The sequence below is a fragment of the Leifsonia sp. Soil_N53 genome, from assembly GCF_057655165.1.
The window spans coordinates 1-17195 of record NZ_JBDGMM010000044.1 but is presented as its reverse complement, the minus strand read 5'-3'; the positions used below and the strand labels follow the sequence as shown (position 1 = coordinate 17195).

General features: G+C 70.8%; 16 protein-coding genes. 10 read left to right on the top strand and 6 right to left on the bottom strand.

Annotated features, from left to right (window positions below; translation table 11 throughout):
• Nucleotides 1-21 precede the first annotated feature (21 nt).
• The 6 genes from AC3A3H_RS05075 to AC3A3H_RS05050 all read left to right on the top strand — a co-directional run bounded on the left by AC3A3H_RS05075 (nucleotide 22) and on the right by AC3A3H_RS05050 (nucleotide 5772).
• Nucleotides 22-1392 (top strand): ABC transporter substrate-binding protein, encoded by a 1371-nt coding sequence (locus AC3A3H_RS05075; protein WP_487613459.1) that lies wholly within the window; start codon nucleotides 22-24, stop codon nucleotides 1390-1392.
• 143 nt (nucleotides 1393-1535) lie between these two features.
• Nucleotides 1536-2393, top strand: a complete 858-nt coding sequence (locus AC3A3H_RS05070; RefSeq protein ID WP_487613458.1) for a carbohydrate ABC transporter permease — start codon at nucleotides 1536-1538, stop codon at nucleotides 2391-2393.
• Nucleotides 2393-3184 carry a carbohydrate ABC transporter permease gene (locus AC3A3H_RS05065; RefSeq protein WP_487613457.1) on the top strand — a complete coding sequence of 264 codons (792 nt, stop codon included), beginning with the start codon at nucleotides 2393-2395 and terminating at the stop codon, nucleotides 3182-3184. Before AC3A3H_RS05070 ends, AC3A3H_RS05065 begins: the two co-directional genes overlap by 1 nt.
• Before the next feature lie 69 nt (nucleotides 3185-3253).
• Nucleotides 3254-3619 (top strand): tautomerase family protein, encoded by a 366-nt coding sequence (locus tag AC3A3H_RS05060; protein ID WP_487613456.1) that lies wholly within the window; start codon nucleotides 3254-3256, stop codon nucleotides 3617-3619.
• Nucleotides 3620-3668: 49 nt separating this feature from the next.
• Nucleotides 3669-4721, top strand: a complete 1053-nt coding sequence (locus tag AC3A3H_RS05055) for an NAD-dependent epimerase/dehydratase family protein (protein ID WP_487613455.1) — start codon at nucleotides 3669-3671, stop codon at nucleotides 4719-4721.
• Between the two features lie 19 nt (nucleotides 4722-4740).
• On the top strand, nucleotides 4741-5772 hold the full coding sequence (locus AC3A3H_RS05050) for an NAD(P)-dependent alcohol dehydrogenase (RefSeq protein WP_487613454.1): 1032 nt from the start codon (nucleotides 4741-4743) through the stop codon (nucleotides 5770-5772).
• 50 nt (nucleotides 5773-5822) lie between these two features.
• Here the strand turns inward: AC3A3H_RS05050 and AC3A3H_RS05045 are convergent, their stop codons facing one another.
• From AC3A3H_RS05045 to AC3A3H_RS05020, 6 genes are read right to left on the bottom strand one after another with little or no spacing between them, the layout of a single operon-like run.
• Entirely contained in the window at nucleotides 5823-6719 is an 897-nt protein-coding gene (locus tag AC3A3H_RS05045; RefSeq protein WP_487613453.1) for a cyclase family protein, read from the bottom strand.
• Between the two features lie 16 nt (nucleotides 6720-6735).
• Nucleotides 6736-8277 (bottom strand): sugar ABC transporter ATP-binding protein, encoded by a 1542-nt coding sequence (locus AC3A3H_RS05040; protein WP_487613452.1) that lies wholly within the window; start codon nucleotides 8275-8277, stop codon nucleotides 6736-6738.
• Nucleotides 8274-9437 carry a sugar ABC transporter substrate-binding protein gene (locus AC3A3H_RS05035; RefSeq protein WP_487613451.1) on the bottom strand — a complete coding sequence of 388 codons (1164 nt, stop codon included), beginning with the start codon at nucleotides 9435-9437 and terminating at the stop codon, nucleotides 8274-8276. Before AC3A3H_RS05035 ends, AC3A3H_RS05040 begins: the two co-directional genes overlap by 4 nt.
• 60 nt (nucleotides 9438-9497) lie before the next feature.
• The gene (locus tag AC3A3H_RS05030; RefSeq protein WP_487613450.1) at nucleotides 9498-10490 is read right to left on the bottom strand and encodes an ABC transporter permease; all 993 of its coding nucleotides are present in this window, start codon (nucleotides 10488-10490) and stop codon (nucleotides 9498-9500) included.
• Complete coding sequence (locus tag AC3A3H_RS05025) at nucleotides 10487-11377, bottom strand: HpcH/HpaI aldolase/citrate lyase family protein (RefSeq protein ID WP_487613449.1); 891 nt, start codon at nucleotides 11375-11377, stop codon at nucleotides 10487-10489. The genes AC3A3H_RS05030 and AC3A3H_RS05025 overlap by 4 nt, the downstream gene beginning before the upstream one ends.
• Nucleotides 11374-12105 carry an IclR family transcriptional regulator gene (locus AC3A3H_RS05020; RefSeq protein WP_487613448.1) on the bottom strand — a complete coding sequence of 244 codons (732 nt, stop codon included), beginning with the start codon at nucleotides 12103-12105 and terminating at the stop codon, nucleotides 11374-11376. Before AC3A3H_RS05020 ends, AC3A3H_RS05025 begins: the two co-directional genes overlap by 4 nt.
• A 210-nt stretch (nucleotides 12106-12315) precedes the next feature.
• On the opposite strand from AC3A3H_RS05020, the gene AC3A3H_RS05015 reads away from it, so the two are divergent.
• The 4 genes from AC3A3H_RS05015 to AC3A3H_RS05000 all read left to right on the top strand — a co-directional run.
• On the top strand, nucleotides 12316-13497 hold the full coding sequence (locus tag AC3A3H_RS05015; protein WP_487613447.1) for a CaiB/BaiF CoA transferase family protein: 1182 nt from the start codon (nucleotides 12316-12318) through the stop codon (nucleotides 13495-13497).
• Complete coding sequence (locus AC3A3H_RS05010; RefSeq protein ID WP_487613446.1) at nucleotides 13494-14225, top strand: isochorismatase family protein; 732 nt, start codon at nucleotides 13494-13496, stop codon at nucleotides 14223-14225. Before AC3A3H_RS05015 ends, AC3A3H_RS05010 begins: the two co-directional genes overlap by 4 nt.
• On the top strand, nucleotides 14222-15136 hold the full coding sequence (locus AC3A3H_RS05005) for a polysaccharide deacetylase family protein (protein WP_487613445.1): 915 nt from the start codon (nucleotides 14222-14224) through the stop codon (nucleotides 15134-15136). Before AC3A3H_RS05010 ends, AC3A3H_RS05005 begins: the two co-directional genes overlap by 4 nt.
• A 73-nt stretch (nucleotides 15137-15209) precedes the next feature.
• The coding region (locus tag AC3A3H_RS05000) for an FAD-binding and (Fe-S)-binding domain-containing protein (RefSeq protein ID WP_487613444.1) at nucleotides 15210-17195 on the top strand (1986 nt) is incomplete at its 3' end.

Below are 17195 nucleotides of genomic sequence, written 5' to 3'. Positions count from 1 at the left end.
GTCCACTCACGAGGAGTAGAAATGTTCCGCAGTTCATCAGCGAAGCGTTTGCTTCGCACCGGCGTCATCGCCGCGGCAACCGGCCTGGCGGCGCTGTCGCTGGCCGCCTGCAGCGGGTCCGAGGCCCCGTCCGCCGGTTCGGCCACGTCCGGCAACGTCACCTGGTGGGGCTGGACCCCCCAGCCCAACAACGCAACCGCGTACATCGCCGAGTTCAACAAGAAGTACCCGAAGATCCACGTCACCTACAAGCAGGTGACGATCGACGGCTGGAACGCCGCCCTCCGGCCCGCGCTCGCGTCGTCCAACGGACCCGACATCTTCAACATCTCCCCCGGGCAGTACATGAGCGCCTTCGCCGGGTCCGCGATCGACCTGAAGCCCGCGGTCGAGAAGGCCCTGGGCAGCGACTGGAAGTCGAAGCTGGCGCCCAACGACGTGGCCGGCCTCACCACGAAGGCGGGCAAGCTCGCCGCCGTCTCGGTCGGCTCCACCTCCGCCGGATCGCTGTGGATCAACGCCGACATGTTCAAGAAGTACGGCCTGAAGCCGCCGACCACCCTCGCCGAGTGGAAGGACGTGTGCTCGACCTTCAAGCAGCACAACGTCGGCTGCTTCGTCCAGGGCGTCGGCCAGGTCGCGTTCGACCAGGACACCCTCCAGGCCATCACCGACAGCGTCTCGCCGGGAGTCTGGACCAAGGCCACCAAGGGTGAGGCCAAGTGGACCGACCCGGCCATCGTGAAGGCCCTCGGCATCTGGAAGTCGATGTTCGACGACGGCATCTTCGAGGAAGGCGCCCTCGGCGTCCAGCAGTACCCGGACGCGAGCAACGACTTCATGGCGCAGAAGTACGCCATGGTCATGATGGGCACCTGGTACATGCAGTACGCCACCCAGGACGGCATGTCCGCGGCGATCTCCGCGGCCGGCGTCGGAAACCCGGTCAACTTCCCGATCCTCCCCGTCGACTTCCCCGACGTGGCAGGCAAGGGCAACCCGCCGACCCTCTTCGGCGACTCCGACTACGGCCTCGCGGTGAACGCGAAGTCCAAGCACACCGCGGCGGCGACCACCTTCGCGGTCTGGCTCGGAACCTCCCAGGCTGGCCAGCAGGCCATCGCAAACGGCTTGAACGACATCCCCTCGCTGATCGGGGTCAACCCGGAGTGGGACGCCATCAAGCTCGTCGACTCCGCCACCCAGAAGCCGGCCCTGATCGACCTGGCCAAGAAGGCGACCTCGTCGTCCGAGCCCCGGCTCGAGACGGTGAGCGCCAACCTGCAGACGGCGATCGGCGTCGCGGCCACCACGGTCGCGGCAGGCAAGGCGACTCCTGAGCAAGCGGCTCAGACGCTGCAGCAGACCGCCGCCTCCCTCCCCCACAACTAGAGACCCGAACGTCGCCGACGATCCAGGACGCGACCAGGACAAGGACACTCGAAGTGGCTCTCACCAACCTCCAGACAGCCCCCCGCACGCGAGGAAATCCCCCGCTCCCTCGCGGCGGGGGGCGCCCCCGCCGTCCGCAGCACATGCGGCCGTCGGGACTGCCGTGGATCCTGCCGGCGCTCGCGCTCGTGATCGGCGTGCTCTACTACTCGATCGGCTACACCGGCTACATCTCCACCCTCACGTGGAACGGCACCGACATCGAGAAGCTGAACGTCGGTCTCAGCAACTACGTGACGGCGCTGAACGACCCGGTGTTCTGGAAGGCTCTGGCGAACACGGCCGTCTACTTCATCGCGACCTTCGTGGTGCAGACGGCCCTCGGGGTGTTCTTCGCGCTGATCCTGCACTCCCGGGTGCGGCTCGGGACGCTGTACAAGATCATCCTGTTCGTCCCCGTGGTGCTGGCGCCGGCGGTGATGGCGCCGGTGTTCCGGCAGATCTTCGCGGCGGACGGCCAGCTGAACTGGGTGCTGGACCACATCGGCCTCTCGGCGCTCGCGCAGCCCTGGCTCGCGCAGTCCGAGACCGCCCTCCCGGTCATCATGGTGATCACGGTCTGGGAGTGGACGGGGCTGACGTTCATCCTCTACTACGCGGCCATGGGCCAGATCGAACCGGAGATGGTCGAGGCCGCGCGCCTCGACGGCGCGGGCAACGTGCGCGTCGTCTGGGACATCGTCTGGCCGAGCCTGCGCGGCACGACGACCGCGCTGCTCATGCTCAGCGCGATCAGCGCGCTGAAGACCTTCGACATCCCCTACCTGGTGACCGGCGGCGGCCCCAACTACGCCACCGAGTTCCTGGGCACGCTGATCTACCGCCAGTCGATCCCGCAGAGCAACGTCGGCTACGGCGCCGCCCTGTCGATCCTCCTGCTCATTCTCGCCCTCGGGCTCGCCATCGTCCTGCAGGTCGCCGGACGGGAGAGGAAGCGCTGATGTTCATCGAGACACGCAGGCGCCGCTCGCGCGTCGTCCTGCAGGTGCTGCTCACGATCGCCGTGCTGCCCTACCTGTTCCCGCTGGTCGCGATGGTGCAGGGGTCGCTGAGCGGCGAGGGCTGGACCAACTACGCCAAGGTGCTCGCCGTCCCCGGCTTCATCCTGTTCTTCCGCAACAGCGCGATCATCGCCTTCGTCACGATCGTCCTCGTCCTCGGGGTGACCATGCTGGCGGCGTTCGGCTTCTCCAAGCTGCACCTCCGCGGGCGGGAGATCTACTTCTGGGCGCTGCTGGCCTGCCTCACCCTCCCGGAGGTCGTGCTGCTGACACCGCTGTTCGTCACGGCGAGCACCCTCGGGCTCTACAACACCTACTGGGCGGTGATCATCCCGCTGGCCGCCCTGCAGGTGCCGTTCGCGGTGCTGCTGGCGCGGAACTTCGTCAACGGCATCCCGGACGAGCTGTTCGAGGCCTCCCGGGTCGACGGCGCGAACGTCTATCAGGCGTTCTGGCACGTGATCCTCCCGCTCACCCGCCCGATCCTGGCCTCGATCGTCATCATCACGCTCATCGCGGCGTGGAACGACTACCTCTTCCCCCTCGTCTTCCTGCAGGACACCAGCACCCAGACGGTCACGCTGATCCCGCAGTTCTTCGTCGGTCAGTTCACCAACGATCAGACGAAGGTGCTCGCCTCCGCCGTCATCACGGCGATCCCGGAGGTGGCCGCCTACCTGTGCCTGCAACGGCTCTTCGAGCGCGGCCTGGCCGCCGGAGCGCTCAAGTAGCACCCATCCATCCGCCCGTCCCCAACCGACCATCCATCCACCGCCACACCACCCTTCCTTAGGAGAACCATGCCTCTCATCAGAGTCGACCTCGACCGCGCGCTGTTCGACAGCAAGCACCTCGAGCTCAGCCGCGAGATCCACCAGGCGCAGATCGACGCGCTCGACATCCCGGCCGACGACAAGTTCCAGACCTTCCACCCGCACGACGCGGACGAGATCAAATTCGACCCGACCTACGGCGGCGTCGACCGCAGGAGCCTCGTGATCATCCAGATCCTGATGGTCCGCCGCTACACGGTCGAGATCAAGCGCGCCCTGTACCGCGCGCTGATCACCCGGCTCGAGGCGATCGGGGTGCGCCGTGAGGACGTGCAGATCGGCATCGTCGAGAACTACTACGAGGACTGGTTCGCCGGCACGCTCGCCGACTGACCCTCCCCCATTCCGCCGGCCCGCCGGCGACGACCAGAAGGCAACTCCCATGACATTCCCCTCTCCCGTGTCCGTCCTGTTCGTCGGGGGCACCGGCACCATCAGCGCCTCCAGCGTGCGGCGGGCCGTCGCCGACGGCATGACGGTGACCGTCCTCAACCGCGGCAGCAGCGGCAGTGCGCTCCCCGCAGAGGTGACCCGCCTCACCGCCGACATCCACGACCCGGCGTCGGTGGAGGCGGCGCTGGGCGGCCGCACGTTCGACGCGGTCGTCAACTTCCTCTGCTTCACGGCCGAGGACGCGCAGACCGCGATCGACCTGTTCCTGGACCGGACGAAGCAGTACGTGCACATCAGCACCGCGTCGCTCTACGGCAAGCCCGTCCTCCAGGTGCCGATCACCGAGTCCACCCCCGTGCACAACCGGTTCGTCGCCTACTCGCGCGCCAAGATCGAGGCCGAGAAGGTCTTCCAGCGGGCGCACGAGGAACTCGGCTTCCCCGTGACGATCGTGCGTCCGTCGCACACCTACGACGACACCAACCCGCCGCTCCCCGGCGGCTGGAACGTCGTCGACCGGATCGCCCGCGGCGCCGCCATCCCCGTCCACGGCGACGGCACGTCGTTGTGGACGCTGACCCACGCCGACGACTTCGCCGTCGGCCTGATCGGGCTGTTCGCCAACCCGCGCGCGATCGGCGAGGTGTTCCACATCACCAGCGACGACGTGTACACCTGGGACCAGATCTACACGATCGTGGCGGACGCCCTCGGCACGACCCCGAACCTCGTCCACGTCCCCTCGGAGATGTTCACGCTGGCCGCGCCGGACTGGGGCTGGTCGGAGCTGTTCCTCGGCGACCTCGGCCACAGCGCGATCTTCGACAACTCCAAGATCCGCCGGTTCGTCCCCGGCTTCGCGCCTCGGCTGACCTTCCACCGCTCGGTGCTGCGGATGCTGGCGTGGCACGAAGCGCACCCCGAGGCCACCGCGCCCGACGCCGAGACCGAGGAGATCCTCGACCGGATGGTCGAGGGCTACGAGCGCTCGCGGGACGTCTTCGCCGCCCTCGCACCCGCGCCCGCCCGGCTGAGCGCGTGAAGCGGAACAGGAGAACACCATGACCGCAGCCACGATGCGCGCCAGCGTCCTGCACTCCGCGCACGACGTCCGCCTGGAGACCATCGCGACCCCGGAGCTCGCCGACGACCAGGTCCTCATCCGGATCGCCGCCGTCGGCGTGTGCGGCTCCGACGTGCACTACTTCCACGAGGGGCGGATCGGCGACTTCGTCGTCGAGGCCCCGATGGTCCTCGGCCACGAGGCGAGCGGGACCATCGTCGACGTCGGGGCCGCCGTGCCCCGCGACCGGATCGGCGAACGGGTCGCGATCGAGCCGCAGCGCGCGTGCCGGGTCTGCGACCAGTGCAAGCACGGCCGGTACAACCTCTGCCCGTACATCGAGTTCTACGCCACCCCGCCGATCGACGGCGCGTTCGCCGAGTACGCGGTCATCCAGGCCGACTACGCCTTCGCGATCCCGGACTCGCTGAGCTTCGAGGCCGCGGCGCTCTGCGAGCCGCTCTCGGTCGGGATCTGGGCGAACCAGAAGGCCGGGACCGGTCCCGGCTCGCGCATCCTGATCGCCGGCGCCGGCCCGATCGGCATCGTGGCGGCCCAGGTCGCCCGGGCGTTCGGCGCCGCGGAGGTGATCGTGAGCGACCCGGTCCAGGAGCGTCTCGACGTCGTGCTCGGCTTCGGCGCCACCCGGGTGGTCAACCCGGTGACCGAGGACGTGGCCGGGCTCGAGCTGGAGGTCGACGCCTTCATCGACGCCTCCGGCGCCGGTCCTGCGGTGACCGCCGGCATCCTCAGCGTGCGGCCGGCGGGCCGGGTGGTGCTGGTCGGCATGGGCCGGCCCGAGCTGACGCTGCCGGTCTCCCGGATCCAGAACCGCGAGCTCGTGGTGACCGGCGTGTTCCGCTACGCGAACACCTGGCCGCTCGCCATCGAGCTCGCCGCCTCCGGCCAGGTCGACCTGGACTCGCTCGTCACCGGTCGGTTCGGCCTCCAGGACGTCGAGGCCGCCCTCGAGTCGGCCACGCAGCCGGCCACGCTCAAGAACGTAGTGGTGCCGGACCACGCAGCGTAGCGAGAGCGGGCCCGCTGCACAGCGGGCCCGCTCTCAGCGCTCGTCCTGCCTCACACCACGGCGATCGGCCCGACCATGGAGCCGGTGCCTCCGCGCAGCCGCACCGGCGCGATGATCGCGAGGAACGTCGTCACGCCGTCGCGGGCGATCTCCTCCAGCCGGGCGTTCTCGAGCAGGTGGACGCCGTTGCGCGTGATCGTCTCCTGGTGCACCGGGAAGGACGGCCCGTCGGCGGGAGGCTCGCGCAGGACCCGCTCGACCGCCCAGTTGTCCGCGCCGATCACGGTGACCCTGCGGTCGGTCAGCCAGCGGGCGGCGGACTCGTCGATCCCGGGCTCCGTAGCGGCGTAGCGGTCGCCGTCCGCATTCCAGAGCGTGCCCCAGCCGGTGTGGACGAGGACGATGTCGCCCGCCTCGACCTCCACCCCGGCGCGCTCGGCGGCGGCCGCGAGGTCGTCGGCGGTCACGGCCTCCTCGTCGCCAAGCATCGGGACGCCGCGCAGCGCCGCGATGTCGAGCAGCACTCCGCGGGAGACCAGCGGCGGGGTGTTCTCGATGCCGAGGTCGGTGAGGCCGTCCGCGGCGATGATGTCGGTCCAGCGCCGCCCGCCGTAGGCGAACTCCGCGAGGCCGATGTGACCCAGGCCGTCCAGGTGCGTGCCGCTGTGCAGCGCGCCGCTCACCGACTCCTCGACGAACGTCTGCACGTTCGAGCCGAACGCTCGCTCGGGCGAGACGCGGTCGGTCAGCAGCGCCTGCTTCCAGTAGCGCCACATCTGGCCGGGCGAGTCGGCGTCGAGCACCTGCCCGAGCGCGTAGCGCTGTCCGGTGCGGACCAGCGCCGCAGCGGCGCGCACCTTCTCCGGCGTGATCTCGTTGGCGGCGCCGATGACGTCGTCGTCGCCGTAGCGGCGCGGGACGACCTCGAGCGGGGCACGATCGGACACGGGAGACCTCCTCGGTTCAGGCGACGGCGTCGCCGGTGGTGACGAAACACGCGCGCAGGATGGCGTCCTCGCTGAGCCGGTCGGCGGCCAGCTCGGCGACGACCCGGCCGCGGTTGAGCACGACGACGCGGTCGCAGATGCCGGCCAGGTCCTCGTACTCGGAGGACGCGACCAGCACGGCCATGCCCTCGTCGGCCGCGGCCCGGATGATGCCGAAGATCTGCGCTCGGGAGCCGATGTCGACGCCGAGCGTCGGCTCGTGCAGCAGGAGCAGGGAGAGCGACGACTGCAGCCACTTGGCCAGCAGCACCTTCTGCTGGTTGCCGCCGCTCAGCTGGCCGAGGTCGAGGTCGATCCGCGCGGGACGGACGTCGAAGTCGGCCACCAGGCGGCGCGCGTTCGCGCGCTCGTGCCGTGCCCGCAGGGCCCCGCCGCGGAAGAACCGCGGCAGCACGGGCAGGGAGATGTTCTCGGTGATCGAGGCGGAGAGCGAGCCGGAGGCGCGCGGGCGGTCGGCGGGGACCAGCGCGACGCCGCGGCGCCTGGCGTGCGCCGGCGTGAGCTTCGGCAGCGGCTCGCCGTGGATGCGCACCTCGCCGCCGCCGCTGGGGAGCGCGCCGTAGGCGAGGTAGGGCAGCTCGTCCTGGCCCATGCCGACCAGCCCCGTCACGCCGACGATCTCGCCGGCCCGGACCCGGAGGCCGACGTCGTCGACCAGGCGCCCGCGCATCCCGCGCAGTTCCAGCACCACCGGTCGCTGCTCGTCGTCGTCCTCGGGCCGTTCCGGGTAGATCTCGTCGAGGTCGCGGCCGAGCATCAGCCGGACTAGCTGGTCCTCGTCGGCGTCGGCGCGTTCGAGCGTGGTCACGAGCCGGCCGTCCCTGAGCACCGAGATGCGGTCGGAGATGGCGAGCACCTCGTCCAGCCGGTGCGAGACGAACAGAACCCCGGACCCGGCGGAGGTGACCCGGGCGATCGCGTCGAACAGCCGCTGCGCCGCGCCGGGCGGCAGGCTCGCCGTCGGCTCGTCGAGCACCAGCACGCCCGGGCGGGCGGAGAGCGCGTCGACGGCCGCGGCGAAGCCGATGAGGGCGCGGTCCGCCGTCGGCAGGTCGCCGGCGAGGTCGTCCGGGTCGGCGGCGACGCCCATCGAGTCGAGCAGGGCCCGGACCCGGCGGCGCTCGGCCGCCGGGGAGACCTTACCGAGCAGAGGCTGGCGGTAGCGGCCGACGCGGATGTTCTCCAGCACCGTCATCGCCGGCGCTACAGGTGCGTCCTGGTGCAGGAACGCCAGACCGGCGTCGGCCAGTGCGCCCTGCGACGCCGGGAGGGAGAGTTCGGCGCCGCGCAGGGTGATCGTCCCCTCGTCCGGCTGGTGGTAGCCGGCGAGCGACTTGATCAGGGTGGACTTCCCCGAGCCGTTCTGCCCGATGAGGGCGTGCACCTCGCCGGCCCGGATTCGAACATCCAGGCCGACGAGGGCGTTCACAGGCCCGAAGCGCTTGGTCAGACCGCGCACCTCGAGCAGGTCGGCGCCGGCGTCACCGGCGGAGGTCATCCGAGTCCCCAGACCTTCTTGTAGCCGGCCACGTAGTCGTCGCCGAAGAGGGCGCTGGTGTCGCTGGTGTCGACGCCCTGCAGGTTCTCCTTCGTGAACATCCGCAGCGGGATGTTCGGCTTGACGGGCTCCTGCTTGAGCATCGCGCGGGCCAGCATGTCGACCCCGGCCCAGCCCGACTGGATGTCCGGCTCGCCGACGTCGGCGACCTGCACGTCGCCCTTGGCCACCAGGTCGAGGTTGTTCGACACGGCGTCGGAGCCGACCACCTTGGTCTTGCCCGCGGCGCCTGCCGCCTTCACGCCGGCGACCACGTAGAGCCCCTGCGCGTCGTAGGTCGGCAGGATCCAGGCGGTCTTCGGGTCGCGCCGCAGCGCGTTCTGCGTTGTGGACTGCAGCGTGGTCCCGAGGTTGGCGACCTGCGTGTCCTGCACGGTGACCGTGCACTTCGGGCACAGCTTGGCGAACTCGTCCTTCATGCCCTGCACGCGGGTGACCTCGCCGGGGAACTCGTTGTCGCCGAGGATCAGGATGTGGTCGTCCGGCTTGCCGTTCGCGATGGCGTAGTCGGCCTGCAGCCGGCCCGAGTCGTAGAACGAGATGCTGACGTGCGAGAAGGTGCCGTCGATCAGCGGGTCCTTGTCCTGGTCGGCGGTGAGCACGTCGACCAGCGGGATGCCCGCCGCCTTCGCAGCCGCGACCGCCGGCTTGAACTGGGAGGGCGAGGCGCCGACGGTGATGATGCCGTCCACCTTCTGCGCCACGGCCTGGTTGACCACGCGCGACCACTCGGTGACGCTGCCCTTGCCGTCGACCGTGGTGGTCGTCCAGCCGGCGACGCCCGCGGCCTCCGCCGCGCCCTTGGCGATGTTCGCCACGAAGGGGACGGCGTTGGTGGAGGTGAGGATGGTGACGTTCTTGCCGGCGAGGCTCTTCATGTCGATGCCGGAGTTGGCCGTGAAGGTCGGCTTCTCGGTGGCGGCGTCGACACGCTGCTGCGCTTCCTTCTGGTTGGCCGACCGGTCGGCCGATCCGGATGAGGTCGATTCGGCGTCGGCGCCGATGTGCGAGCATCCGGCGAGTGTTCCCACTGCGATCGCGGCGGCCGCTGCGATGAGGCCGGCCCGATGGACAGGCCGGGTGTGGTGCGTCCAGTTCATTGCGGGTTTCCTATCTGTGTGCCGGGCGGCTGGGGGTCCGCCCGGTGGGGGGTTGAGGGGTCAGGTGCGTTTGCGCTGGGAGACGAGGCGGGCGAAGGTCACGGCGACCACCAGAGCGGCGCCGTTGAAGACCTGCTCGACCCAGCCGGCAGCGCCCAGCAGCTGCAGGCCGGTGACGCCGACGACCAGGAGGGCCGCGGCGATGACGGTGCCCCAGGCGTTGAAGCGCCCGGGTTTGACGACGGTGGTCCCGAGGAATGCGCCGGCGTACGCGGGCAGCAGGTAGGCCGCACTCGCGGACGGATCGGCGGAGCCGAGGAGGCCGACGGCGAGGATGCCGCAGCCGGCCGCCAGGAACCCGGCGACGACGAAGGCGCCGAAGCGCAGCCGCGCCACGGGCAGGCCCGCCAGCCGGGCGACCTCGGGACCGAGGCCGATGAAGGTCAGGTACCGGCCGAGCGGGGTGAACTCGTAGAGGTACCAGATGGCGAACACCAGCAGCACGGCGATCCAGAACGGGATCGCCAGGCCGCCGAACGTGGTGGTGATGGCGTTGCTGAGCGCCGGGTCGATCCCCGAGAGGATCTGTCCGTTCGAGACCCAGATCGTGAGTCCGGTGAGCACGGTGCCGGTGCCGAGGGTGACGATGAAGGCGTTCACTCCCAGCCGGACGATGAAGAAGCCGTTGACCGCGCCGGCGATCGCGCCGACGATCAGCACGATCACCACGCTCAGGCCGAGCGGCAGGTGCGCCTCTCCGTTGAGGAAGCCGAGCAGGATCGCGCCGAAGCCGAGGTTGGCTGCGATCGACAGGTCGAACTCGCCCACGGAGAGCGGGAAGATCAAGGCGAGCGACAGGATGAGCAGCACCGCCTGCGAGTTCGCGAGGGAGGTGAAGTTGCCCGCGGTGAAGAAGGTGTCGGGGCGGAGGACGGAGAACACCGCGATCATCGCGATCAGGACGAGCAGCACGGCGTAGCGGCCGAGCAGCTGCGATCCGCCGTGGCGTCGCTCCGTCGTGCGCTCCGGTGCGCGTTCTGCGGTCTGGCTCATGCGTCCACTCCTTGCAGTCCCGCGGCGAGCTCGAGCAGCGCCCTGGCACGGTGGGCCACGGGGTAGTCGATGAACTGGCCGCCGACGTCGATGTTGCCGACGCCTCCGCTCTCGCTGGCGTCGAACGCGTCCACGATCTCCTGCGCTCTGCGCAGCCGCGCGTCGCTCGGTGTGAAGACGGCGTCGATGACCGGGATCTGCTCGGGATGCACGGCGTGCTTGCCGAACATCCCGATGGCCTGGGCCTGCTCGGCCTCGGCGCGCAGCCCGTCGTGGTCGCGGAACATCGGGTAGACGCCGTCGTGCGGCGGCAGCAGGCCGGCCGCTCGGGAGGCGAGCACCAGGCGCTGCTTGGCGGCGAGGACGAGCGGGCTCAGACCGCCCTCGGCCGGCCAGTCCAGGCCGGCGTCGAGCGAGAAGTCGCCCGCGCCGAAGATCAGGCACTCCAGCCGGGAGCTCGCGGCGGCGATCTCCTCGGTGGCCGCGAGGCCGGCGACCGATTCGATGTTGGCCATCAGGTGCACGGAGCCGGCGGGCAGTCCGCGCTCGGCCTCAAGTGCGCTGAGGTACCAGTCGACCCGGTTCACCTCGGCGGCGGACTCGACCTTGGGCAGGACGACGCCCGCCAGCCGCGGCCCGACGACCGCGTCGAGGTCGGCCACGGTGGCCTCCGGACCCGACGGGTTGACCCGCACCCAGAGCGGAACCCGGGTGGTGGCTTCGGCGAGCGCGGCCGCGACCATGCGCCGCGCGGCCGGCTTGCGCGACTCCGCGACGGCGTCTTCGAGGTCGAGGATGAGCGCAGGTGCGCGGAGCGTGTCCAGTTTCGCGAGTTTGCGCTCGTCGCCGCCGGGGACGAAGAGCATCGAGGTGAGGATGAGGGTCATGGGCGGTGGCCTCCAAGGCTTCGGGAGATGTCGGCGGTGGTGGCGAGGAGCAAGGGCCGCAGGGAGTCGGCGCCCTCCTCGGTGAATCGTTCGCTCGGGCCCGCGATCGTCAGGGACGCGGTCACCCCACGGACGTCGAACATGGCGGCGGAGATGGCGCGCACACCGGGCGACCGGTCTCCGACCGTGAGCAGGTAGCCCTGCGAGCGGATGTTCTCGAGCTCGTCGCGGATCTCCTTGCGGTCGAGCCGCTTGACCCCGGCCTCGTTGAGCACGGCGTCGATCCGGGGCTCCGGCAGGTAGGCGAGGATCGCCTTGCCGGACGGTCCCTGGTGCAGCGAGAGGGAGTCGCCGAGCGGGACGACCCGGCGGATCACGGCCGTGCTCTCCAGGCCGTCGACGCAGACGCGCCGGTTGCCGACCGCGAGGTGCACGCTGACGGTCTCTCCGCTGGCGTCGCGCAGTTGCCGCAGCGCGGGGGCGACGACGGTGCGCAGATCGCTGCGCGAGCCGATCGAGGCCGCCATGGCGAACGACGCCGGCCCGAGGAGGTAGCGCTTGGCCGTGTCCCGCGTCAGCAGCTCCCGCTCCACGAGGAAGCCGAGCAGGCGCTGCGCCGTGCTCTTGTCCATACCGGTCGCCTCGGCGATGTCCATCAGCCCGAGCGGGATGGCGGACTGCACGACCGCCTCGAAGAGGTCGAACGTACGGGTGGCGGTTCGAGACATGTCACTCTCATTCATTGAGAACTGTTTGTGCTGGGTGGGAGTAGCTTGATCCCGTCCAACTGAGGTTGTCAACCCTCAATTCTTGTTTGCAACAGTAATGAAACCTCCGTGAAACATGTGCGCCCCGCTCTTGACAAGTCGCGGCCGGATGATCATGCTGCTCTCAACAGTTACATGACGTTCTCAGTAAATGAGAACGACGGGAGCAGAATGACCCAACAGTCCATGGCCCTCGAAGGCCTCAAGGTGCTCGACCTCGCGACGCTCTACGCGGGGCCGCTCATCGCCACGAACCTCGGCGACTTCGGAGCAGAAGTCATCAAAGTCGAGCACCCGCGCGGCGACGACGCCCGGCGCTGGGGCCAGTCCCGCGACGGCATCCCGCTCTGGTGGAAGGCGATCGCGCGCAACAAGAAGCTGATCTCGCTCGACCTCCACGACGCCGACGATCGCGCGATCGTCCGCGAGCTCTGCCTCTGGGCGGACGTCGTCATCGAGAACTTCCGTCCGGGGCGCCTGGACGCGTGGGGGCTCGGCTACGACGAGCTCGCCCGCGAGAACCCCGGGCTGGTCATGGTCAAGGTGACCGGATTCGGCCAGACCGGGCCGTACGCCGACCGCCCCGGCTTCGGCACGCTCGCCGAGGTCTTCAGCGGCTTCGCGGCCCTCACCGGCGACGCCGACGGGCCGCCGACGCTCCCAGCGTTCGGCCTGGCCGACGGCATCGCAGCGATGGCCGGCACCTATGCCGCGCTGGCGGCGCTGCACCACCGCGACCACGCGGGCGACGGACGCGGCCAGGTGGTCGATGTGAGCCTCTACGAACCGCTCTTCAGCCTGCTCGGCCCGCAGATCATCGAATACGACCAGCTCGGCATCGTGCAGCAGCGGCGCGGGAACCGGTCGCCGCGCACCGCGCCGCGCAACGCCTACCGCACCGCCGACGACCGCTGGGTGGCGTTGTCCGCCGGAACGCAGCAGATCGCCGACCGCATCTTCACCGCGATCGGCAGGCCCGAGCTCTCCAGCGACCTGCGCTTCAGCTCGCCCGCCGCCCGGCACGACAACGCCGACACCGTCGACGCCATCGTCGCCGAGTGGATCGCGGTGCATCCCCTCGACGAGGTCCTCGACTCGTTCCAGCGCGCGCAGGCCCCCATCGCGCCCGCCTACACGACCGACCAGATCGTCGAGGACCCCCAGTACCTCGCCCGTGAGACCGTGATCGCCGTCGACGACCCCGACCTCGGCCGGGTGCGCATGCAGAACGTGGTCCCTAGGCTCACAGCCACACCCGGTCGCATCCGCACCACCGGGTGGACGGCCATCGACCATGATCGGGACGACGTGCTCGCGATGCTGAGCGCGAACCGCCGGAAGGAGACCGCATGACCCCGAACCAGCCTGCCTCGTCGCTCGAGCCGCCCTCGTCGCTCTGGAACCACCTCCTCACCGATGAGGACAGGGCGCTCGTCTCCCGTGCCCGCTTCGGGCGGCGCTCGGGGCTCGGATCCCGCCCGGCGGTCGTGGTGATCGACGCCCAGAACTACATGGTCGGCCCGATCGGCGACGAGCCGTACGCCTACCCGTCGTCGTGCGGGGAGGCCGGCAAAGCCGCCCTGGCGGTGACCGCGCGGCTCCTCGACGCCGCCCGGGCCGCGGGCGCCCCCGTGTTCTACACGCAGTGGCAGCTGGCCAGGGACGGCTCGGACATGGGCACGTACCGCCTCAAGCGCGACCTCGTCGAATCGGAGGGCTGGGCGCTGGAGGGCAGCTTCGGCGCGCAGATCGCCGAGGCGGTCGCGCCGCAGCCCGGCGACACCGTGTTCGTCAAGAAGAAGCCGTCCGGCTTCCACGGCACGCCGCTCACCGGACTGCTCATCGACAGGAAGGTCGACGGCGTGATCATCGTCGGCGGCTCCACCAGCAACTGCGTGCGGGCCACCGCCGTCGACGCGATGTCGATCAACCTGCGGGTGACCATCCCCGCCGACGCCGTGTTCGACCGCTTCGCGCTCTCGCACCGCACCGCCCTGTTCGACCTCGACCGGCAGTACGGCGACGTGCGCTGGGCCGACGACGTGATCGCCGAGCTGCAGGGCGGGGGCGAGCGCGCATGAACGGCGTGCCGGGCCCCGAGCGCGACCTCGTCGGCTACGGCGCGACACCGCCCACCGGGCACTGGCCCGGCGGCGCCACGGTCGCCCTGAGCCTGGTGCTCAACGTGGAGGAAGGGTCCGAGCGCTCCTGGGCCGCGGGCGACGGCGTCAACGAAGGCCTCGGCGAGGTGCCGCGCGCGATCGACCCCGCCTACCGCGACCTGGGCACCGAGTCCGTCTACGAGTACGGCAGCCGCGCCGGCGTCTACCGCGTCCTGCGCCTGTTCGACCGGCTCGGCCTCCCGATGACCGCCTTCGCGGCCGCCCGGGCCCTGGAGCTGAACCCGGAGGCCGCCGAATGGCTGGTGCGCTCCGGTCACGAGATCTGCTCGCACGGCTACCGCTGGGCCGAGCAGTGGACGCTCTCCCGCGAGGAGGAGGCCGCGCAGATCGCCCTGGCCGTCGAGACGTTCGAACGCGTCACCGGCACGCGGCCCGCCGGCTGGTACAGCCGCTGGATGCCGAGCCCGCACACCCGCGAACTCCTGGTGGAGCACGGCGGGTTCCTCTACGACTCCGACGCCTACAACGACGACCTCCCCTACTGGGTCCCGGTCGGCCCCGAGCAGCGGCCGCACCTCGTCGTCCCCTACTCCCTCACCTACAACGACAGCGCGTACTCGTATGGCCACCTCGCCTCGCCCGCGGACTTCCTCGACTACCTGCGGCGCGGGCTCGACCACCTGCGCGGCGAGGGCGACGGCGTCCCGCGGATGATGTCCGTCGGGCTGCACCCCCGCCTCTCCGGCCAGGCCGCGCGGGCGTCGGCGGTGCAGGAGTTCCTCGAGTACGCGACAAGCCTCGGCGATGTCTGGATAGCCACACGGCGCCAGATCGCCGAGTACTGGATCACGGAGTTCCCCGCCTCCTGATCCCGCACGCCGCCGCGCCCCCCCTCCGCGGCGGCGTGCACCTCTGTCACCGATCCAGAAAGGGCAGGCCGGCATGACGCCTGCGAAGACGCCCCGTCCCGCGGCGCTGCCGGGCGCCGACCTCCCCGAGGCCTTCCGAGAGGCTGTGCGTGAGGCCGGCCGCATCCGGAGCCGCGCGATCGACCGCGTCGCCTACGCGGCCGACGCATCGCATTACCTGCTCACCCCGCGCGCGGTGATCGTCGCCGCAGACGCCGCGGAGGTCGGGGCCGTCATGCGCGCCGCGACCGTCTCGCGCACCCCCGTGACGTTCCGCTCCGGCGGCACCAGCCTCTCCGGCCAGGCGGTGAGCCGCGATGTCCTCGTCGACGTGCGCCGCAATTTCCGCCGCATCGACGTGCTCGACGACGGGTCACGGGTGCGCGTCCAGCCCGGCGCCACGGTGCGTCAGGTCAACGCGCGGCTGAAGCCGTACGGCACCCGCCTCGGCCCGGACCCGGCCAGCGAGGCGGCCTGCACCGTCGGCGGGGTCGTCGCCGACAACTCCAGCGGGATGGCGTGCGGAATCGACGAGAACACTTATCGCACCCTCGAGTCGATGGTCTTCGTCCTCCCCTCCGGCACGGTCGTCGACACCGCTGACCCGGCCGCCGACCGGCTTCTCCACGAGCGCGAGCCCGCGCTCGCCGACAGCGTGCTGCGGCTGCGCGACCGGGTGCGCGCCGACAGCTCGTCCGTCTCCGCGATCCGCCGCCAGTTCGCCCTGAAGAACACGATGGGCTACGGCCTCAACGCGTTCCTCGACCACGACCGGCCCGCCGAACTGCTCGCCCGCCTGATCATCGGCTCGGAGGGGACGCTCGCGTTCGTCGCCGAGGCCACCTTCCGCACTGTCCCGCTCACCGCCCTCGCGACCACCTCGCTCACCGTGTTCGACGACCTGGACAGCGCGACGCGCGCGCTGCCCGCCCTGGTCGCGACCGGTGCGGCGACGCTCGAGCTGATGGACTCCACCTCTCTGCGGGTGGGGCAGCGCCTGCGCGGCGCGCCGGCGCAGATCCTGGGGTTCGAGGTCGGCACGCAGGCCGCCCTGCTCGTGGAGTACCACGCGGACGACCGGGTCGAACTCGACCGTGCTGCCGCCGCGGGCGCCGACGTGCTGACCGCGGCGACCGGCGGGTTCTCGCCGTTCGACACGGACGCGCCCGCCCGGGCGGCGGCGTGGTCGTTCCGCAAGGGCCTCTACGCGTCCGTCGCCGGGGCGCGGCCGAGCGGCACGACCGCCCTACTGGAGGACATCGCCGTCCCGGTCCCGGCCCTCGCCGACACGTGCGACGGGCTGCAGCAGCTCTTCGCGCGGTTCGGCTACGCCGACAGCGTGATCTTCGGGCACGCGAAGGACGGCAACCTCCACTTCATGCTCACCGACCGGTTCGAGGGCGAGCAGGCCCTGTCGCGATTCGTCGGGTTCACCGAGGGGATGGTCGACCTGGTGCTGGCGGCAGGCGGCAACCTCAAAGCGGAGCACGGCACCGGCCGCGCGATGGCGCCCTACGTGCGCCGCCAGTACGGCGACGAGCTCTACGAGGTGATGCGGGAGCTCAAGCGGGCGTGCGACCCGGCCGGCGTCCTCAACCCGGGCGTCATCATCAGCGACGATCCCGACATCCACCTCCGCGACGTCGCCCTCGCGCCGACGGTCGAGGAGGAGGTCGACCGCTGCGTGGAGTGCGGGTACTGCGAGCCGGTGTGCCCGAGCCGGGACCTCACCCTCACCCCGCGGCAGCGGATCGTCGTGCGCCGCGCCGCCGCCTCGGCCGCCGCCCGCGGCGACACGGAGCTCGTGGCCCAGTTGGAGCGCGAGTACGACTACGACGGCGTCCAGACCTGCGCGGTCGACGGGATGTGCCAGACGGCGTGCCCGGTCGGCATCAATACCGGCGCGCTCGTGAAGCGCCTGCGCCGCGAGGACGCCGACCCGGTCCTCGCCGCGGGATGGCGTGCCGCCGCGGCCGCGTGGGGTCCCGCCACCCGCGCCGGCTCGCTGGCGCTCACCGCG